The organism is Lachnotalea sp. AF33-28 (assembly GCF_003477885.1).
Classification (GTDB): Bacteria; Bacillota; Clostridia; order Lachnospirales; family Lachnospiraceae; genus AF33-28.
The window spans coordinates 1-18,558 of sequence record NZ_QUEE01000003.1 but is presented as its reverse complement, the minus strand read 5'-3'; the positions used below and the strand labels follow the sequence as shown (position 1 = coordinate 18,558).

Below are 18,558 nucleotides of genomic sequence, written 5' to 3'. Positions count from 1 at the left end.
AAAAGAGAGTGATTATCTATTTGCTATTAGTATTGTCTGTTTTGGGCGACAGAGAGGCTTGCCGGGATCGAAAGGAGAAATCATGGAAATATTTGAGTCACCAATTCACAAGGATGATATAGGCAGAAGAACCTTTCTTGAAATCCCGTTCGATGCAAGGGTACGATTTTGTAAACCGAAGGGCACGATCTATGTAAGCGGAACAATCAACGGCACCTCATACCGCGGTAAATTATTATCCCGCGGCGGCGGAAAGTTTCTAATGGTTTTAGATAAGACGTTACAAATGTCCATTGGATTTGACGGACGGACCATGAACGCGCATGTCACCATGTCCTCCGAAGAGCTGGAACCTGCCGGCAGGAAACAGGAAGAGCCCGTTGCTGTCAGCAGCGGAATGGATGTACTGGCGGCAATAAAAACGCGGCAAAGCATACGTAAGTTTACCTCAAGGCCCGTCGGGGACGATATGGTCACGGCAATGCTTTGCTGTGGAATGTATGCGCCTACGGCAAAAAATAAGCGGCCCTGGCATTTCATCGTTATAAGGAACAGACAGCTTCTGGCAGAACTTGCCTCACAAAACTCACAGGCGACTATGCTTGGATCCGCTGCTGGTGCCATCGTCATCTGTGGCGATAAGAATATAGAGGGAATGAAAGAGTTTTTGTACGCGGACTGTGCTGCTGCCACACAGAACATCCTGCTCGGTATTCATGGCCTTGGGCTGGGAGGCGTTTGGTGCGGAGTGGCATCAAACTCTGATTGGCGGAAGTGGATGATTGCTGCGTTAGAGCTGCCCTCTAAACTGGAACCCGTCGCGGTGATCGCATTCGGCTGGCCTGATGAGGAAAAGGAATTACGGGGCCGCTGGGAACCGGGAAAGATCCATTATGATAAGTGGTAACGATTTGCAGGAAATGGGCGTATTTGGCGTGTAATGCGTGAATGTGAACGTAAATTAGGAGAATTGTATGTATGAGAGAATGTTAAATAAACAAGAGGAACCGACCATAGCGCAGATGACAGCGTATTGTGGAGCCTGCGCGAATCTGTTTACACAGCTGAATGAGTGGTTGTCTGGCACATTTGGAACCGGGCAGGCAATCACGTTTCCCTATGGGAATCAATACGGCTGGGGAATCGCCCATCGAAAAAATAAGAAGCTGATCTGTCACGTTTTTGCCGAGGAGAACGCATTTACCGTGATGATGAGATTATCAAACAAGCAGTTTGAATCCATATACAGCCAGGTGCAAACGGGTACGCGGGAACAGATCGACCATAAGTATCCCTGTGGTGACGGCGGATGGATTCACTACCGCGTCACATGCAGGGAGCGGTTTGATGATATTAAAACGCTTTTATCGGTCAAATGTATATAAACGGATAAGTTATATGGAAAACCTTGTGTGCAAAAGGATGGGTTCAATGAACTTATTCCTAAAATTAAATCGTCAGATTTGATTGTGTTTGCTTCGCCGCTATTGTTTTGGACACTGTCTTCTAAAATAAAAGCATTTGTTGAGAGATTTTACTGTATTGCAGAAGAGGATGCTGATCCTCCTTTAGGTCGATATGAAAAATATCCAATAAAAGATGCTGCTTTACTGATGACATCAGCTGATAATTTCTTTTGGACATATGAACAAGCGGTATCATATTACAAATTTGCAATCATAAATTATATTGGATTCAATGATAAAGGAATGTTGCTTGCTGGGGGTTGTGGAGATACAAATGGAAAACCACAAATTGATAAAACGAACCATCTTAATGAAGCTTATAATTTTGGGAAAAATATTTATAGAGAATAGCTCAGATTCCAGCTTGTCAGGTAGTTACTGTATGTGGGATTGGTGTGATTTTAATTCTGCTTATTCAGATGGTTTTACATTCCATTTTATAAGCAAGAGATTAATTTGAATTGTTGGAGAAAACACATGGAATACAAAGAAAATATGTTATGCTACGAAGATTATTATAGACTAAGAGAAAGTGTCAATTGGCTAAATTTTTCAGAGCAACAGACTCAAAAGGCACTTAACAGCAGTTTATATACAGTAATAGCAGTTGAAAATAACCAAACTATTGGCATGGGAAGATTGATAGGAGATGGTCTGTATTATATGATTGTTGATATTATAGTACATCCTGCTTATCAAAAAAATGGTGTTGGAAGTCAAATAATCAATATGATAATCAAATATGTTGATGACGAAACGCCAATCAACGGACGTTCCAGTATACAGCTAATTGCGGAAAAGGGGAAAGAAACATTCTATCAAAAAATGGGGTTTAAGTTAATTCCTCATGATTTTTGTGGCTCTGGTATGAGAAAAGTAATTCATAAATAAGATTCCAGTTTGTCGGGCTGATTGAATTTGTAATAGAGTTTATTTATATAGGAGGAATTACCAATGCAAGATTTTTTCGAGGCATTAACAAGTGAGAGTAAAAACACAGCATTACCTGACGAGTTTAATTATTTTGGAAAACTTATCGGTAGTTGGGCAATAAACTATATTGAGGGTAACAATTCCCTTGCAATTAAAGGTGAATGGCATTTCTCATGGGTTCTTGAAGGAATGGCTGTTCAAGATGTTATCATTTTGCCTGATTATGAATATGGGACATCGTTGCGTATCTATAATCCCGACACATACGCATGGGATGTAGCTTACGGTTATACTGGAAAAATAATACGACTTGAGGCAAAAAAAACAAGATGACATGATAATACTCACTTTCGTCAATGATGTAAGAAGAAAGTGGGTTTTTACTAGTATAGAGGATAATCGCTTTCATTGGGAGAACATTACTGTAAAAGATGATGGCGAATGGTATATAAATGCAGAAATATATGCTGAACGTATCATATAACCACAGTTCACGATGTTACAACTTCCAGTTTACCAAACTGAAAACAATAATTTACAGGAGCTTTAGATAAACATTTTGAATAAAATACATACGTATCAGAAAACGGATTCTATGAAAAAGAATATTTTAACTTCCATTATTGTTACAGACAATTGATAACGCCAATATGGCATTTGCATATGGAATGTGTTACATTGATATTCGCTCATGGTTACATTTTTTGATGCTGGTAGTCGGAATTGTTATTCTCCCTGAGAAACATTTTGGATGGTAGGGGTGGGTGCTATATTAGTCAAAATATTTATCCCAATCTATATTTGGTAGCAGAAGGGAAAAAGGAGGGAAATACAGGAATGGATATCAGGCAGGCCACCTTGGAGGATTTGCTTTTGGTGAAAAAGATTACGGAGACTACAATTTTGGAAATATATCCTCATTACTATCCAAAAGGGGCAGTAAAATTTTTTCTTGCACATCACAGCGAAACCAATATAGCCAATGATATTATGCAAAATCGGGTCTTTCTTTGTTACGATACAAAGCATACATTTATTGGTACTGTTACAATAAAGAAAAATGAGATAAGACGACTGTTTGTCCTGCCTGCCGCGCAGGGAAAAGGCTATGGTACAAAATTGCTTGATTATGCAGAGAAAACTATTTCAAATAAATAAAGGGAAGAGGAAGAAAATGCTTATAGAACATATCACGGATACCACCGCTCTTTTAAATAAAACTGTGGTTATCACTGGCGGCGGCGGTGGGATTGCTCTGGAAGCGGGGAAAGCTCTTGCATATATGGGAGCCAATATCATAATTGGTGAAGTGAATGAACAGAGAGGGAGAGCGGCCGAGTCCTGCATTTTGGAAATAGCCCCGGGACGGGCGCATTTCCTGCCTCTGGATCTTACAGACACGGATTATATCTACCAGTTTTGCAGCCAGGTTTTCAGTCAATTTGGCTGTCCCTATGCGATTATTCATAATGCAACCATAACACCTTTTGATTCTGTAAAGCAGCTATCCCTGAAAAAGTGGGATGAAAGTTATCTGGTACATCTTCGTGGACCGCTTCAACTTATGCAATATTTTCTTCCCCATATGCAAGAGCAGAATCAAGGAGCTGTTGTTTTCATGTCTTCCTCAGGTGCTGTGGCATACATGGGAGGATACGAGGTCTTTAAAACCGCGCAGGTGGAATTGGCGAATACGCTGTCAGCAGAGCTGGAAGATACAGGGGTGTCAGTTTTTAGTTTTGGACCGGGGCTTGTAAAGACAAAAACGGCTATGGAAGGCATACAGAGTGTTGCGCCGCTGATGGGACTGACTACAGAGGAGTTTTATGAGCTGAACCAAGAGGCTATCGTGTCACCGGAAGAAGCTGGAACTGCGCTTGCTGTCTCCCTGCTTTCTGCATCCAGATATGACGGACAGGAAATTGGCGGGGTTCAGGTACTGATGGATGCAGGGATAGGGGGCGGTGAAGAAGAAAGCAAATGTGTATCGTTTCCGAAAGAAGCAGAGGAATTTTTATCCCGTATTGTCAACACTTATGACGAACAATATGATGGCTGGCAAAAGAGGAATATATTTGAGAGACAGTGGACACTTCGCGATTTCAAAAAGTGTGCGGGGACTTCCGCAGATGAAATTTCAGTTTCCCTTCATCAATATCTCAAGGCTGTCCGCGCAGGTCAAATGGAGAATATAGCTGGTCTGCCTGCGCTTCTTACCAGGTTGAAATTCTACTATCAGCATCAGTTGGAAATGATGAGAGGATATATTAAAGACCCTGAAAAAAGACAAGAATATGACGCTGCCATTCAAAGCTGGATCAGAGATATTGAGGATATAGGTGCTGTGCTGTAAATAAGGAGGAGCTTGTATAAAATTTCATTTATGTATGTTATGCTGGCAAATTTAATTTGTTGGAACGAGTAATTCACAAAATGTTCAGATAGAAAAGCGTGATGTAGATTATGGAAATGGTATCACACTATCACAGCCGGAGATTCAAACAAGTATGTTGATTGGCAGTAATCCTGGGATCAGTATAACTGAGATTGCTAAAATTCCGCTGGGAACCGGAAAAGATTCATTATGACAAGTGGTAACAAATTGCAGAAAAATAGTCTTGTTGAGAGCATGCGTCTTATGGGGATAAGAGGTGTATCAATAAATATGAATTTGCAAGGGAGAAAATATGATTAGAATAAGACCATATAAAGCTGCGGACGCAAATACGATTTTATCGTGGTGTCAAGATGAAATAGCATTTTATAAGTGGACGGCAGGTGTACTTGGAAATTATCCTATAACACAAAATGAATTTCGTTCCGTTGAATCTTTAATGCCGTTTACTGCATTTGATGAAACAGGAATCGTTGGTTTTTTTACGTTAAGAAATCCTAATGAATCATTGGACGAATTGCGTTTTGGGTTTGTTATTATAAATCCCGAAAAACGTGGGAAAAGCTATGGGAAAACGATGCTTCGATTGGGACTAAAGTTTGTGTTTGAGATATATGGAGCTAAAAGAGCAACGTTAGGAGTTTTTGAAAACAATTTTCCTGCTTATTATTGCTATAAAGCAGTTGGTTTTGATGATGTGATTCTTGATACAACTGAAACATATTGCGTTTTGGGCGAAGAATGGAAGTGCAAGGAATTGATGGTGGAAAATGTATAAATCCCAGTTTATAGGGCAGGAAATTTGAATTAACCGAGCCAGTATCGAAGTTGATAGAAGCCTGTCCGAGTGGACACAGGTCTGCGATTTTAAATGCATTAGCTTCAAAAGTAGAACAGATCTTCAAACTTTTTATCCAATGCAATACAGAGAACCAGTGCCAATTTCGCTGTAGGATTGAACTGGCCTGTTTCGATGGAGCTGATCGTGTTCCGAGACACGCCAACCATATCCGCCAGTTGATTCTGGGATAATTTCAATTCTGCCCGTGTTTCTTTAAGGCGGTTTTTTAATATCAGCTTATCATCCATATTTTCCACCGCCTTACAGGATCATGGAAGATACAATCAGATTATAGATGTGGTATCCGGACATTACGGATACAAATATCGTATAGACGATTGCCATCACAAGCTCATGCTTACGGCGAAGTTTAATATATTTCACCCAGAAGATCGTCATATTCGCGCTAAAAACAAGCGCCCAAAGTCCCCAGTTTATGCCTTTGCCGACAAATATCTGTGTCACGAAAAAGATAGCCGCCAAAACCAACTGAACTATGACTGCGCTTTTACTTGCCTGCGTTAAGACTTCTTGCTCGTATACATCCTTGTTCTTATTTTCCGCTCTGCTTTTTGCTAAAATTTCGTCCTTGTTCATAATGGAAACCTCCAAATGAATTTGCCAAGTTTTCTTGTCGTGCATTTATTATAACGCTGCCAAGTACACTTATCAACGCCTTTTTAAGCATTACCTTACATATGAAATGAGGGATAAAAAATGGAGCAGATTTTGAATTATCGAGATATGTCTGAGGAGCAGCGAGCTTTGGCTCTAAATTCATTAAGTTCTATTGGCTTCTACCCCGCCTATGGAAAAATCAAAACAATGCAACGGGTTATGGATAAATCCATAGATGGAGAAAGACCGCAATTCTATTTTGCATTTAGAGACAGCAAACTAATTGGTTATATGTTTTTGATTGGGGATGCTCAAAGGTTTCGTTCCTTCCCGTGGATAGCAATAAGTAATTGGGATGAATTACCAATGAATTTGACTGAACAGATGATGAAAATTGCTATTGAGACATACAAAAGTGCTGGTGATATCATGCAAGCAATATATCACGAAACATTATTAGAAGATTATAGAAATGGAATAGGACATCGTAAAGAAAGTGATTGTCGATAGCAAATTACAGTTAATTAGGTTGGAAAATTTGAAATTGTGGGGATAAAGAAAATGAGAACTATTACAATTTGTGGCAGTATGAGATTTGAACATGAAATGCAGAGGATAGCATTTGAATTGGAAACACAACATAGGTTTAATGTATTGCAGTGTATTTATGGATTGAAAAAAGATGAATTAACATCTGCTGATAGGGCTATCTTAGAGGAAGCACAGCTTAAAAGAATAGAACTTTCAGATGCGATTTATGTTGTGGATATTGAAGGATACATAGGTGAAATGACAAAAAAAGAAATAAGATTTGCCAGAGAAAATGGAAAAGAAATTATATTTCATTCTGAGTATGCTTTATAATGATGAAGTCATAGAGGATGATTTCATCCTGCATGAATACGGGCTTGAACTGGCTCTTTAACATGAAAAAATCCTATCCCGCTTCCGGCAGATACATAATACACTGAACACAAATGCCTTCCCCTGTATATCCTATTAATAAGCAAATAAAAGGGAAACACATCCATATGAGGGAAACAGGCTATCGGCGGGAAGCGGCATTGCAATATGCCGAAAGGTGGGCGCTGGGCAGAAATCCGCGGTATCTGGATTTTGAAAAGCTAGGGGGCGACTGCACCAATTTTGCATCCCAGTGTATCTATACGGGAAGCGGGGGCATGAACTATACCCCGGTGATGGGATGGTATTATAACAGCAGCTCTGACCGGTCACCGAGCTGGACAGGAGTGTCATATCTATACAATTTTCTCGTGGGCAATAAATCAGTGGGTCCGTATGCTGCGGAAACGGATCAGGCCGGCGTCCAGCCGGGGGACATCGTGCAGCTGGGAAATGCTAACGGATTTTATCACAGCCCTGTCATTGTCGCGGTGGAAGGCAGCCGGATCTATGTGGCCGCACACAGCTTTGATGCCTATATGCGCCCGCTGGATTCTTATATATATGAGAGAGTCCGCTTTCTGCATATTCGGGGAGTGCGCAGCTGGTAGAAGCGGCCGGATCACAGTCCACAAAATATCAACTTCATTATGGAAACGCAGCAGGTATAATGAATGAAGACCGTTGCAGCGGAAAGAAGCGCATGAAAGTGCGCGCAGGTTATCAGCCTGCGGTCGGTGACAATACAGGGGGTATGATATGGATTGGTTAGTCGGATATATGGCCAGCCCCTGCGGGGAACCTGAGGAGCTGGTCCCGGCGCAGGTGCCGGGCGCGGTGCAGCTGGACTGGGCGAGAGCAAAGGGGTGGCCGGATTACCGGTATGATCTGAATTTCCTGGATTACCGCTGGATGGAGGACTGCTGCTGGATGTACCGCTGCAGGACAAAGCTTCAGGAGGTTCTGCCGGGTGAGCGGCTGGAGCTGTTATGCGGCGGGATCGACTATGAATTTGATATTATGGTGGACCGAGCCCTGCTGCTGCATCAGGAAGGGATGTTCCGGCCGATCCGGCTGGATCTGACGCAGTATGCCGGGCGGGACTGCACCGTCGAGGTGGTGATCTATCCTGTCCCCAAGGACAGATCAGGACAGCCGGGCACGAGAGAAGAGGCCAGGCAAAGCGTCAAACCGGCTGCGGCTTATGGCTGGGACTGGCATCCGAGGCTGATCCCTCTGGGAATCTATGAAGATTTACGCATTGTAAAAAGGCCGGCAGGCCATCTTACGACTGCGGGAGTCCGGTATACCCTGACCGGAGAGCTGGACCGGGCGGATATCGTCTGCTCAAGCTCTGTGTGTGGACCCGGAGAGCCGGAGTGGACGGTGGAAGATCCTGATGGAACAGTGATTTACACCGGCCGCGGGAAGAAAGTGACCTTAAGCATATTAAACCCGCAGCTGTGGTGGTGCAATGGCTGCGGAAAACCGGCGCTCTACCGGTGGAGAGCGGTTCTTCCCAATGGCGATATGAAATGCGGACGTGTAGGTTTCAGGACAGTCCGGCTCTGTATGAATGAAGGAGCGTGGGAGGAGCCTTCCGACTTCCCTAAGACGAGAAGCGTTCCGCCGGTCACGCTGGTTCTGAACAACCGACCGGTGTTCGCGAAGGGGTCCAATTTTGTAAATCCGGATGTATTTCCCGGCGAGGTGACGAGGCAGACTTACGAACCGCTCATCGCCCGTGCCCGGGAAGCGCATATGAATATGCTGCGCTGCTGGGGAGGCGCCTACATAAATAAGGACAGCTTTTTCGAACTGTGTGATGAGCAGGGGATCATGGTCTGGCAGGATTTCCCGCTGGCATGCAACGATTACTATGACAGCCGTCATTATCTGAAGATACTGAAAAGCGAGGCGGAGGCGATCATCGGGCGGGTGAAGGATCATCCGAGCCTGGTATTATGGTGCGGCGGAAATGAACTGTTCAATAACTGGTCCGGCATGGACGATCAGAAACTGGCGCTGCGCCTGCTGAATAAGCTTTGCCTTGAAATGGACCCCAAACGTCCCTTTATCATGACATCGCCCCTGATGGGGATGGGGCATGGGGGCTATCTTTTCCGGTACCATAACGGCGATGAGGTTTTTGCGGCGATGCAGAAGGCTCACTGCAGCGCATATACGGAATTTGGCATCCCATCCATATCCGGCAGGGAGTATTTAAAAAAATATATACCGGAAGAAAAGCTGGAACCGTTTGCGGATAATGCTTCCCTGCGGGCGCATCATGCGTTCGGCGCATGGTTTCCCGGAGATACGACATGGTCCTGCATAGATCTGATTGAAGATTATTTTGGAAAACAGACGGAGCTTGCTAAGCTGGCCGATAAAAGCCAGTGGCTTCAGGGCGAAGGATTAAAAGCGGTTTTTGAGGAAGCCCGCCGGCAGCAGCCATACTGTTCCATGGCGCTTAGCTGGTGCCTGAACGAACCCTGGCCGACTGCGGCAAACAATTCCCTGATCAATTATCCGGCCGAACCCAAACCTTCATACGAAGCGGTAAAACAGGCGCTAAGGCCCATCCTCGCGTCCGCACGCATTCAGAAATTCGTATATGCGGGCGGAGAAATGTTTGAAGCGCAGATCTGGGTTCTGAATGACAGTAAGGAGGAGGCCGCCTCCGGTACCGTAGAGATCTGTCTGGAAATCGGAGGAATGCGCAGAAATATCCTGCGCTGGGATTACCCGCCGGTGGAGGCCGGAAAAAATCTGCTCGGGCCAACGGTCCATCATATTTTACCGGAATGCGATGACGGCGAACTCATCCTGCATCTTGCGGCCGGGGAAATGAGCAGTTCCTACCGTCTGCTGTATAAGGGGAAACGAACGAAAGGGCGGAGCGTGAAAGTATTAAATGCTTAGCCGGCACAGACGAAACGATAACGAAAATAGGGAGTGGAAGGCATGATTTATCCGAATATATGGGGAAACGGCGCGCTGTTTGCCTTTTCCGGCATAGAAGGAACCAATACATTAAAGGACAGCATGTGCGGGCAGCTGATGTCAGAGCACATCGGCATTGCATTTGATTCCCACCGCGTAGAGATGTATCTCCGGCTGAAGGAGGTATCCGATTTTAGTTTTGAAGCGGTGGCATCCGATGTGATCACCGGAAAATTCAATCAAACGGAGCCCTTCGGTTTTCTGTTCCTGAAACAGAATGCGGTGCTTGGTTACTGTCCGGAAAATCTGGCAAAACCCTGCTGCCATGCCGACCTGCTGCAGAAAAAAGAAATGGGAGATACCGCAGTGTTCAGCGATGGGGAGCATGTCTATGCTTTCTTAAGCCAAAGAAGACAGGGGCGGATTTTCTTTGCGCTCTGCCGGACGGAGGAGGAGCAGTCCGCCTGTGAGGAGGCGGCAAAAGCTTTGCAGGCCGATCCGCAGGAGGCGGCAATGAAAAAGCTGGATTATTTTAAGCGCGTGCCTGTGGACCGTTTGACCGATGACGAGGCAAAGACACTCTGCAAATGCTTCTCAGTCATGAAGACACAGATCTATACGCCGGAGGGCAGATTCCGGCAGCGCTGGAGCACTCCGGACCGCCTGCCCCATAAATATTTCTGGCTGTGGGATTCGGTGTTCCATTCCTTCGGCAATGTCCATATAGATCCTATGCTCGCATATGAGACAGTCCGCTCTCTGTTTGCTGTACAGCGGCCGGACGGATTCATCCCCCATATGTCCGCCCCGGACTGGAGCAGCGAAGTTACCCAGCCCCCGGTGATTGCATGGGGAATATATAAGCTCTATGAAAAGACCGGCCGCACGGACTGGCTGTCAGACTCCTATGACAGCCTCAAGCGGTACCTGGAATGGAATTTTAAGAACCGTGATACGAATCACAATTACCTTTTCGAATGGGATGTAAATCCGGATTCCCCAAACTGCCGGTGCGATGAATGCGGAATGGACAACTCCCCGCGCTTCGATGCGGCGAAACCCATGGACTGTATCGATTTTTCCTGCTATATGGCACACGAGCTGCGCTGTATGGAGAAAATCGCCGCCCTTCTAGGAAAGACAGAGGATGCGGCTCACTGCAAACAGCTTTTTGGGAGAATCCGTGATGCGGTCAACACGGTGCTGTATGACCGGGAGGACGGGCGGTATTATGACCGGGAGACCGAGAGCAAAACACTTAAAAAGGTCAGCGCCGTATCCTCATTTTTACCTCTGTTCGCAGGGATCTGTACAAAAGAGAAGGCGGCCCTGCTGGTAAAGGATCTGTTTGATCCGGCGACGTTTGGCACGAGAATCGGGATACCGAGCATATCAAAGAAGGACAGGACATTCGGAACCGATATGTGGAGAGGGCCCGTCTGGATTAATTTTAACTATATGATTGCCTGCGGCCTGCGCGACTACGGCTACCGGGAGGAAGCCGCCCGGCTGACGGAGGGTTCACTGTCAGTCATGACGGAGTGGTATCTCAAAGAAGGCGTACTCTTTGAATTTTATGACAGCAATGATGCGGTCTGCCCGTCTGACTTATCACGCAAGGGCATTTCCCTGAAGCCGAGAGAAATGGGAGTCCGCATGTCGGCGATCCGCGACTACGGCTGGTCAGCGGCCCTGTATGCGGCCATGATGCTGGAACGGGAGTCAGAAGGAGGAGTCAGCAAATGAAATTTGCAAAAGTGAAGTCAATATTAGATGAGGGAGAACGCTATGGCGCCGGACCGGGCCGCGGATGCGTGGTATACTATAAGCACAGGCAGGTCTTTTGCCATATTGCGGGCTTTCAGGATAAGGAGCGGGGAATCACGCTCAAGGGAGATGAACTGTATCATCTCTTTTCCTGCACCAAGGTGATGACCTGTACGGCGGCCATGATACTGCTGGAACGTGGCAAGTATCAGCTGGATGAGCCGGTGGGAAAATATATCCCCGAATTTTTTGATGTGACGGTGGGAGAAACGGCGCCGCAAAGCCCGATACTCATCCGTCACCTTTTCACCATGTCCGCAGGGCTCGATTATACCCTGGATGACGGAGTGATAAAGGCTGCCGGGGCGGCTACGGACAATCATTTCCCCACCCTTGAAACCGTCCGCTATTTAAGCAGACGTCCGCTCTCATTCCAGCCCGGGACCTGTTTTCAGTACAGCCTCTGCCATGATGTGCTGGGGGCTTTGATCGAGGTCATATCCGGGATGAGCTTTTATGAATTTATCAAACGTGAGATATTAGATCCGCTGGAAATGAATTCGACCTTTTTCCATGTGCCTGAAGCGCTTCAGGGCCGGATGGCCGTGCTGTACCGCTATAACGAACAGGACCGATGCGGCAGGCCCTGTGATCAGAGGAATCCTTATGTGCTGGGAGACGCCTATGAAAGCGGCGGAGCGGGAATCGTTTCCTGCCTGGATGATTACGGAAAGTTTGTGGAAATGCTCTGCAACAACGGCCTCACCCCGGATGGGAGAAGAATTATCGGACGTGAGAGCATAGACCGGATGGCAATGCCGGCCTTTGATGCGGCATGGCAGGAGACCTATGTAAAAAGAGTGTCCTGGGGAGCCGGATATCATTACGGCCTCGGCGTATATATCGTGGATGATGCCCAAAGGGCGAATTCCCTCGCTTCGCGGGGCACCTTCGGCTGGGACGGCGCAGCCGGTTCCTATGTATCTGTGGACAGGGAAAATGAGATCGCGGTATTCTATGTACAGCACATGTTCGGTTCCGCCAGCCACGCCTACCAGGACAGGCTTAGAAATGCGGTATACGAAGAAATCAGCCAGGGTTAGAGTCCCTGGCTGTCTAAATATTCAAATACCTTGAGTTTGCTTAAAGCCTTGACCAGATTTTTCATGCTGTCGTACTCAAATTTTTTAATGATTCTCGAAGCGAGAGTGCGTATGGTGCTGACATCCACAAAGCGTTCCTCGGCGATCTGTTTGTAGGATTCTCCGTAGTAGCACTGCCGCAGCACCTCAAACTCGCTGGTGGAGAGCTTCGTGAGCATATTGATGGAGTAGACCAGAGACAGGTTTTGCTTCTGGATTTCACTGCTTTTTTGAACCAGCTTCTTGGCGATTTCCGGGCGCAGAGAAGTCTTATTTTCGCTGACATTGCGCAGCGCCTGCAGGATTTCCCCGTTGGGGAGCGTCTTCAGCACATAATCGGTGGCGCCGTTTACAAACGCGGAAAAGACGTAATTGTCATCGTCGTAATTGGTGAGCATGATGATTTTTAAATCCGGCACAATCTCTTTCAGCTTTGGGATGATCTCGATCCCTGTGGTCGGCTCTTCCATCTGGATATCCTGCAGAAGAATCTCCGGCCGTTTCTCTTTAACCAGTTCCAGGCATGATTGCTCGTCTGTGGCGAAGCCGTCAAATACCAGATCCGGTTCCTTTTCAAAAGCCCACTCGAAGCTTTTGCACAGATATTCCGCATCATCGCATATCGCCCAATGTATCATTTTTATTCCCCCCTGAATTAATTTTATTGCGCGGCAGCACGATCTGAAAAGAAGTGTACTGTCCTACTTCACTCTGTACGGTGATGTTGCCGTGGTGCTGCTTGACAACTGTCTCCACATAGTTTAGTCCGATGCCGAAATTGCTGGAGGACGACTTGGTGGAGTAATATGTTTTAAAAATATTTTTGATCTGGCTGCGTTCGATCCCGCACCCGTTATCCCATATTTCAATCGAACAGATATCCGATTCTGAGAGAATGTTGATTTTAATCATCGGATCGGGGCCGTTCTTTTTCTTAAGGGCGTACTCCGCGTTGGACAGCAGATTGAGAAAGACTTCCTGGAGATAATCGAAGTCGCCGTAGAGCTTTAATGTATGCTCTGCTTTGGGGTCATAATTTCTTTCCACGGTTATTTTAGGGGAAAGGGAGCTGTTATAAACAGCGGTCTCAATGCATGCGGTGATATCCACGATGCTGTATTTTAGAGTTACGCTTTTTAACATCTCAATTGTCTGCGTGATGCTGTCTAAATTGGAGGCGGCGATCTGGTTTAGCTGCTGGGTACAGTACAGCAGCTTTTCCTGATTTTGGGCCTGGGCATACTCATCGGCCAGGTTGGTCAGGCGCTGGATGCCCAGAAAGGCATTCTTATAGGAATGCAGTATGATTTTCATGTTCTGGTTCATGAGCTGTGCGTTCTGGGCCATTTCCCGCCGGTTGAACACCTTCCATTCCAGAAACGGATGGAAGAGAGAGGTGAGGACAAAGACAGCCAGCGTAATGTAGACGATGCTGTAGGGCAGAAACGCATCGATGGTGCTTGTGCTGGGCATTTCGTGAGGAAATTTCAGCAGATTCACCTGATTGAACAGGATATATCTGAAGATGCCTCCGAAAAATGTCAGATACACAAATATGTCAAACAGCGCCAGGCAGACTGCAAAGGTGATGCAGTCCTTCCGATAGCTCCGGATCCGCGTGTGAGTGATGGAATAGGCCAGTATAAAAAAGGGCAGCAGGGTATAAAAGAAAAACAGCGCTGTGGAAAAGTAACGGTTAAAGGTTACAAAAAACGACAGAAAGGCGTTGCTGTTGGGCTCGCCGGTGCGCAGGAAGATGCTCCAGGTGATGCCGGGATCGTTCGTAATTACAAAATACAGGATGGGCAGACATAAAAGCAGCAGAGACCGCTTTGAGCTGCGGAATAAAAATACAAACAGAAACGAAGAAAACATGAGCAGGGCGATACAGATATTATGCAGGCGGGAGATGTCGGAAATATTGGGGCCGAGCCTGTTAAACAGCTGATACAGCTTGAAATCCAGAGAAGAGGAGAATGAATAGCTGCTAAGCTTAAAGATGTAAATGGTGGAGACGATCATCAGCAGCGAGATGGACGCGATATGCAAAAGTATTACATATCTGAAGTTGTTTTTCAGGCCGATAAAAAAATAGATAACGGCAATGATCAAAATAAAAATGGCGGATGTAATCATATTCAAATCCTCATCTGATGAAAAGTAACGGATAAAGAAAGTATACACGATATACAAAAAATTGCAAGTGTTCCCACAAATGCGCGTCCCGCCCCGCCCAGTCTACAAAATATCAACTTCTTGAAAGGAACCGTTATTGCTATAATCGGAAACATGGGTCAGGAGAAAAATTGATTATTCATAAGCGATCAGAATCGGCCGGTGGATTCTGAAAACTTATAATAATATAAAATTAACGGGCGGCTTAAAAACAGCCGCCGGCTAAAAAGTTAAGGAGGAGAAGATGTTGTTTAAACGTGCAGAAAAAGCTATGAAAAGGTTCGGCGCTTTTTTTCTGGCTGCAGCGATGATATTAAATCTCTGCGGACCTGCGATGCCGCATGTCCGGGCGGCAGGAGAAGGCGCAAATATTATCCACGAGATCCTTCTGGATAATATTTCGATGGAACGCGGCAATATTCTTAAGTCGGCGCACGGAGACGTGACGAGAGATACGGCGGCCGAAAAAGTGAAAGAAGGCACGCATTCCTACCGCTGGAAAATAAACAGCGGAGCTGACGCTTATGAGTGGGTGAAGGTGGTTAAAAATGAGGCTGTCACAGATGTCGACGCAGATAAAGCATCCCTAAGATTCTGGTTTATGGAAGATGATTTTAATATTAAACCGGAAGATATGCAGGTGGGGCTTGTATGCCGGAAGGACAGCGAGATATATACGCTGCGGGTATCGATGTCGGACTACATAACCGCGGATGAATATGGAGCGTACAAGCAGATCAACATACCGTTCAAAGATCTGAAGGAAAAGGGGGTCTGCTATAACGAAGCCGAAGAAGTGATAGACACGGCATTGTTTGCCTGGGACGTCCTTTTAGGGGTGACATTCGGAACTGCTACAACCGGTATAAATCCGCAGTTCGGTTCGAACTGGTGCAATGTGGATGAAATTGTATTTGTGGAAGCGGCGGGAGATACGGATCCAACAGATCCAACAAACCCGACGGATCCGACGGATCCCACAGATCCAACAAACCCGACGGATCCAACGGATCCCACGGACCCGACAAACCCAACAGACCCGACGGACCCAACAGACCCGACGGATCCCACAGACCCGACAAACCCGGCAGACCCCGATCCGGACGAGCCGGAGCATTTGAAAGATTTATATGTGGACGCCAATGCCTGGGTGGCTACTTCCAGCCCGGTTCGGGTGTCCATCGCCTATGATGAAAATGCGGCATCCTACGAGGGAAGGTCCATGAGGTTAAAGCTTATGGGCAATGCGTCAGGCACAGGGCAGTATGAATGGACAAAGCTGCTCTGCGACCCGCTGGAAATAGATCCGGAAACGGCTGCTCTTCAGTTTATGTTCAACCCGCTTATAGAGCGGGACAGCATACAGGTGGGCATTGCGTGCGAAAAGAGCGGCAAGCATCCGACTCTGCGTCTATCCCTGGAGGACTATCTGGATTTCAATACGGTGAACTATGGGGACGGAAACTGGTATCAAGTCACCGTTCCGTTAAAAGACCTGCTGGATAAGGGCAGGTGTTACGACGAAGAGTATAATCCGGCTACGACAGAGGTGGATACGGCCGAGCTGCCCAAAGAAGAGTTCGAACTGACCAGAGTGGCCGGCATGACCATCGGTGCAACGACAGAAGGGCTGGCATCGGACCAGCAGGCGCATTGGTGCAGGCTGGATAATGTTTCCCTGGTAAAGCTGGCGGGCGATTCTGAAGTTCCCGCGGACCCGGAGAATCCTGCGGACCCGGAATACACACACATTCAGGATCTGTTCCTGGACAGCTTCGGTGAATGCGGAGCGTGGTATGTGACCTCATCGGCAGCGGACGTGAGCACGCCGCCGGCTGATCTTGCGAATGAGAATGCCAAGCAGGGCGCTTATGTCCAGCGTTTTAAACTGGACAGCCGTGCGGAAGGCGTTAAATATCAGTGGGTGAAAGTGCTCCACAACCCGATCACAGGTCTGGATCCGGAGAAGGATGCGCTGCAGTTCTGGTTTAATCCGCTTGTCGCCGCACAGGACCTGCAGGTGGGAATTACCTGCGAGGCGGCCGGCAAACATCCGACCCTGCGCATCTCCCTCAATGAGTATCTGAATCTGCAGCCTGAGGATTACGGCGACTGGAAATGGAAAAAGGTTGTAATACCGCTGTCCGAATTTGAGATGAACGGAACCATGTATTATGAGGAGAAGGGTGAACCCACAGCCGAGTACGACAGTTCAAAATTTAGCTGGAACAGAATCGACGGCATGACGATCGGTGCAACGACGGAAGCGTTTCCCACGCAGGCCAGCTGGTGCAGACTGGATGAAATCTGTTTTGTAAGGACCACGGAGCAGGATGATAAACCGGTTACGGAGCCGACAGTGGTACAGGACCTTTTCCTGGATGCTTACCCAAGCGGCATCTGGACATTGAGTTCCGGGGTGGAAGGCGTAAGCACGCCGGTTGATTCAGGCGCAAACGCGCCGGATGCACCACAAGGAAATGCATGGCAGCGGCTGAAAGTAAAGCAGGGCTATGGCAATGGCTATGAATGGCTGAAGATGGTCATGGGATCTCCCCTCGATATGCGCGGCAAAGAGGATACTGCTGCACTGGAGTTCTGGTATAACCCGGAGTCCGTTCCCGCGGATGTACAGGTGGGCCTCCTCTGCGAAGCGGGCGGAAAATATCCGGCTCTCAGACTGTCTTTCAGTGATGAACTGGTAGTAAAAGAGGCTGTTTTTGGCGCACGGACCTGGAAGAAAGTATCCATTCCATTCTCCGCCCTGCTGGAAAACGGCAAATGTTTTGACGAAGAGTATGATAAAGCAACCAACACGGTTACAAGGAATGAAATTTCGGCGGATCAGTTCAACTGGGGCAGAATTGCCGGAATGACCATCGGCGCGACAACGGAAAGCTTTACGGACTGGAATGTATTCTGCCGGCTGGATGAGGTGCGCATCGTGGATTATCCTGCCGCAGAGGACGACAAGCAGCCGGAGAAGAAGCCGGAGGTCCATTACAACGCTGAGGTTTTGGATCCGCTTTATCAGACCATCACCGGCTGGGGTGTATACCCGTCCAACCAGGAGATTGCTGTCTTTGGGGATAAGACAGCGGTGCATAAAGCTCTGTTTGAAGAGATGGGGATCACCCGTTTCCGCCAGGAGCTTAGGGGAAGCGTTGTGGATGACAGCGGTAATTTCACCGATCTCATGGATTCCCTGGCGGCGAAGCTGAAAATTGGCGTATTCGACTACGGAGTGACCGAGTACACATTAAACATCTGGTCCCCGCCTTCCTCCATGAAGACCAACCAGGACTACAGCACCGGGCACAATGCTCATGTACGGTAAGGAAGCAAGCAACCGAAAACAAGAGATAGACCGCC

At 46.9% G+C, this 18,558-nt stretch carries 17 protein-coding genes and 2 pseudogenes; 15 read left to right on the top strand and 4 right to left on the bottom strand.

The window, feature by feature from the left end; all coding sequences use genetic code 11:
* Positions 1-82: 82 nt before the first annotated feature.
* The 8 genes and pseudogenes from DWZ56_RS04780 (at position 83) to DWZ56_RS04745 (ending at position 5,572) form a co-directional block, all read left to right on the top strand.
* On the top strand, positions 83-907 hold the full coding sequence (locus tag DWZ56_RS04780; RefSeq protein ID WP_118555254.1) for a nitroreductase family protein: 825 nt from the start codon (positions 83-85) through the stop codon (positions 905-907).
* A gap of 67 nt (positions 908-974) precedes the next feature.
* Positions 975-1,385, top strand: a complete 411-nt coding sequence (locus tag DWZ56_RS04775; RefSeq protein ID WP_118555253.1) for a DUF3788 domain-containing protein — start codon at positions 975-977, stop codon at positions 1,383-1,385.
* 12 nt (positions 1,386-1,397) lie between these two features.
* Positions 1,398-1,817 (top strand): annotated as a pseudogene (locus tag DWZ56_RS04770) (flavodoxin family protein); the annotation flags it as partial.
* A gap of 126 nt (positions 1,818-1,943) precedes the next feature.
* Positions 1,944-2,357: a GNAT family N-acetyltransferase gene (locus tag DWZ56_RS04765; RefSeq protein ID WP_118555252.1), complete on the top strand. Its 414-nt coding sequence runs from the start codon at positions 1,944-1,946 to the stop codon at positions 2,355-2,357.
* A 63-nt stretch (positions 2,358-2,420) separates the two neighbouring features.
* A pseudogene (locus DWZ56_RS04760) lies at positions 2,421-2,883 on the top strand (hypothetical protein).
* A gap of 353 nt (positions 2,884-3,236) precedes the next feature.
* A complete protein-coding gene (locus DWZ56_RS04755) occupies positions 3,237-3,557 on the top strand; it encodes a GNAT family N-acetyltransferase (RefSeq protein WP_118555251.1) in 321 nt (106 codons plus the stop codon).
* On the top strand, positions 3,529-4,752 hold the full coding sequence (locus tag DWZ56_RS04750; protein ID WP_243095108.1) for an SDR family NAD(P)-dependent oxidoreductase: 1,224 nt from the start codon (positions 3,529-3,531) through the stop codon (positions 4,750-4,752). The genes DWZ56_RS04755 and DWZ56_RS04750 overlap by 29 nt, the downstream gene beginning before the upstream one ends.
* Before the next feature lie 334 nt (positions 4,753-5,086).
* A complete protein-coding gene (locus DWZ56_RS04745) occupies positions 5,087-5,572 on the top strand; it encodes a GNAT family N-acetyltransferase (RefSeq protein ID WP_118555249.1) in 486 nt (161 codons plus the stop codon).
* 104 nt (positions 5,573-5,676) lie between these two features.
* Here DWZ56_RS04745 and DWZ56_RS04740 read toward each other — a convergent pair whose 3' ends face one another.
* Positions 5,677-5,883, bottom strand: coding sequence for a helix-turn-helix transcriptional regulator (locus DWZ56_RS04740; RefSeq protein ID WP_118555248.1), 207 nt, complete (start codon positions 5,881-5,883; stop codon positions 5,677-5,679).
* Between the two features lie 13 nt (positions 5,884-5,896).
* Positions 5,897-6,232 (bottom strand): DUF6442 family protein, encoded by a 336-nt coding sequence (locus tag DWZ56_RS04735; protein WP_118555247.1) that lies wholly within the window; start codon positions 6,230-6,232, stop codon positions 5,897-5,899.
* A 120-nt stretch (positions 6,233-6,352) separates the two neighbouring features.
* On the opposite strand from DWZ56_RS04735, the gene DWZ56_RS04730 reads away from it, so the two are divergent.
* From DWZ56_RS04730 to DWZ56_RS04705, 6 genes are all read left to right on the top strand, one after another.
* A complete protein-coding gene (locus tag DWZ56_RS04730) occupies positions 6,353-6,763 on the top strand; it encodes a hypothetical protein (RefSeq protein ID WP_118555246.1) in 411 nt (136 codons plus the stop codon).
* Positions 6,764-6,814: 51 nt separating this feature from the next.
* Positions 6,815-7,117 (top strand): hypothetical protein, encoded by a 303-nt coding sequence (locus DWZ56_RS04725; protein ID WP_147369383.1) that lies wholly within the window; start codon positions 6,815-6,817, stop codon positions 7,115-7,117.
* Between the two features lie 167 nt (positions 7,118-7,284).
* Positions 7,285-7,767, top strand: coding sequence for an amidase domain-containing protein (locus tag DWZ56_RS04720; protein ID WP_118555244.1), 483 nt, complete (start codon positions 7,285-7,287; stop codon positions 7,765-7,767).
* Between the two features lie 148 nt (positions 7,768-7,915).
* The gene (locus DWZ56_RS04715; protein ID WP_118555243.1) at positions 7,916-10,081 is read left to right on the top strand and encodes a glycoside hydrolase family 2 protein; all 2,166 of its coding nucleotides are present in this window, start codon (positions 7,916-7,918) and stop codon (positions 10,079-10,081) included.
* Positions 10,082-10,123: 42 nt separating this feature from the next.
* Positions 10,124-11,848 carry an amylo-alpha-1,6-glucosidase gene (locus DWZ56_RS04710; protein WP_118555242.1) on the top strand — a complete coding sequence of 575 codons (1,725 nt, stop codon included), beginning with the start codon at positions 10,124-10,126 and terminating at the stop codon, positions 11,846-11,848.
* Positions 11,845-12,972, top strand: a complete 1,128-nt coding sequence (locus DWZ56_RS04705) for a serine hydrolase domain-containing protein (protein ID WP_118555241.1) — start codon at positions 11,845-11,847, stop codon at positions 12,970-12,972. Before DWZ56_RS04710 ends, DWZ56_RS04705 begins: the two co-directional genes overlap by 4 nt.
* On the opposite strand, the gene DWZ56_RS04700 is transcribed toward DWZ56_RS04705, so the two are convergent.
* Together DWZ56_RS04700 and DWZ56_RS04695 are read right to left on the bottom strand one after the other, a co-directional pair.
* Positions 12,969-13,649 (bottom strand): response regulator transcription factor, encoded by a 681-nt coding sequence (locus DWZ56_RS04700; RefSeq protein ID WP_118555240.1) that lies wholly within the window; start codon positions 13,647-13,649, stop codon positions 12,969-12,971. The two genes, DWZ56_RS04705 and DWZ56_RS04700, sit on opposite strands and share 4 nt — an antisense overlap.
* Complete coding sequence (locus DWZ56_RS04695; protein ID WP_118555239.1) at positions 13,624-15,147, bottom strand: sensor histidine kinase; 1,524 nt, start codon at positions 15,145-15,147, stop codon at positions 13,624-13,626. The genes DWZ56_RS04700 and DWZ56_RS04695 overlap by 26 nt, the downstream gene beginning before the upstream one ends.
* A gap of 283 nt (positions 15,148-15,430) precedes the next feature.
* On the opposite strand from DWZ56_RS04695, the gene DWZ56_RS22870 reads away from it, so the two are divergent.
* Positions 15,431-18,523: a hypothetical protein gene (locus tag DWZ56_RS22870; protein ID WP_118555238.1), complete on the top strand. Its 3,093-nt coding sequence runs from the start codon at positions 15,431-15,433 to the stop codon at positions 18,521-18,523.
* Positions 18,524-18,558: the final 35 nt, after the last annotated feature.

What these genes read in the sequence shown, in the direction of transcription:
- DWZ56_RS04780 (WP_118555254.1), top strand. Translation starts at nt 83, where the DNA reads ATGGAAATATTTGAGTCACCAATTCACAAGGATGATATAGGCAGAAGA.
- DWZ56_RS04775 (WP_118555253.1), top strand. Translation starts at nt 975, where the DNA reads ATGTATGAGAGAATGTTAAATAAACAAGAGGAACCGACCATAGCGCAG.
- DWZ56_RS04765 (WP_118555252.1), top strand. Translation starts at nt 1,944, where the DNA reads ATGGAATACAAAGAAAATATGTTATGCTACGAAGATTATTATAGACTA.
- DWZ56_RS04755 (WP_118555251.1), top strand. Translation starts at nt 3,237, where the DNA reads ATGGATATCAGGCAGGCCACCTTGGAGGATTTGCTTTTGGTGAAAAAG.
- DWZ56_RS04750 (WP_243095108.1), top strand. Translation starts at nt 3,529, where the DNA reads ATGCAGAGAAAACTATTTCAAATAAATAAAGGGAAGAGGAAGAAAATG.
- DWZ56_RS04745 (WP_118555249.1), top strand. Translation starts at nt 5,087, where the DNA reads ATGATTAGAATAAGACCATATAAAGCTGCGGACGCAAATACGATTTTA.
- DWZ56_RS04740 (WP_118555248.1), bottom strand. Translation starts at nt 5,883, where the DNA reads ATGGATGATAAGCTGATATTAAAAAACCGCCTTAAAGAAACACGGGCA.
- DWZ56_RS04735 (WP_118555247.1), bottom strand. Translation starts at nt 6,232, where the DNA reads ATGAACAAGGACGAAATTTTAGCAAAAAGCAGAGCGGAAAATAAGAAC.
- DWZ56_RS04730 (WP_118555246.1), top strand. Translation starts at nt 6,353, where the DNA reads ATGGAGCAGATTTTGAATTATCGAGATATGTCTGAGGAGCAGCGAGCT.
- DWZ56_RS04725 (WP_147369383.1), top strand. Translation starts at nt 6,815, where the DNA reads ATGAGAACTATTACAATTTGTGGCAGTATGAGATTTGAACATGAAATG.
- DWZ56_RS04720 (WP_118555244.1), top strand. Translation starts at nt 7,285, where the DNA reads ATGAGGGAAACAGGCTATCGGCGGGAAGCGGCATTGCAATATGCCGAA.
- DWZ56_RS04715 (WP_118555243.1), top strand. Translation starts at nt 7,916, where the DNA reads ATGGATTGGTTAGTCGGATATATGGCCAGCCCCTGCGGGGAACCTGAG.
- DWZ56_RS04710 (WP_118555242.1), top strand. Translation starts at nt 10,124, where the DNA reads ATGATTTATCCGAATATATGGGGAAACGGCGCGCTGTTTGCCTTTTCC.
- DWZ56_RS04705 (WP_118555241.1), top strand. Translation starts at nt 11,845, where the DNA reads ATGAAATTTGCAAAAGTGAAGTCAATATTAGATGAGGGAGAACGCTAT.
- DWZ56_RS04700 (WP_118555240.1), bottom strand. Translation starts at nt 13,649, where the DNA reads ATGATACATTGGGCGATATGCGATGATGCGGAATATCTGTGCAAAAGC.
- DWZ56_RS04695 (WP_118555239.1), bottom strand. Translation starts at nt 15,147, where the DNA reads ATGATTACATCCGCCATTTTTATTTTGATCATTGCCGTTATCTATTTT.
- DWZ56_RS22870 (WP_118555238.1), top strand. Translation starts at nt 15,431, where the DNA reads ATGTTGTTTAAACGTGCAGAAAAAGCTATGAAAAGGTTCGGCGCTTTT.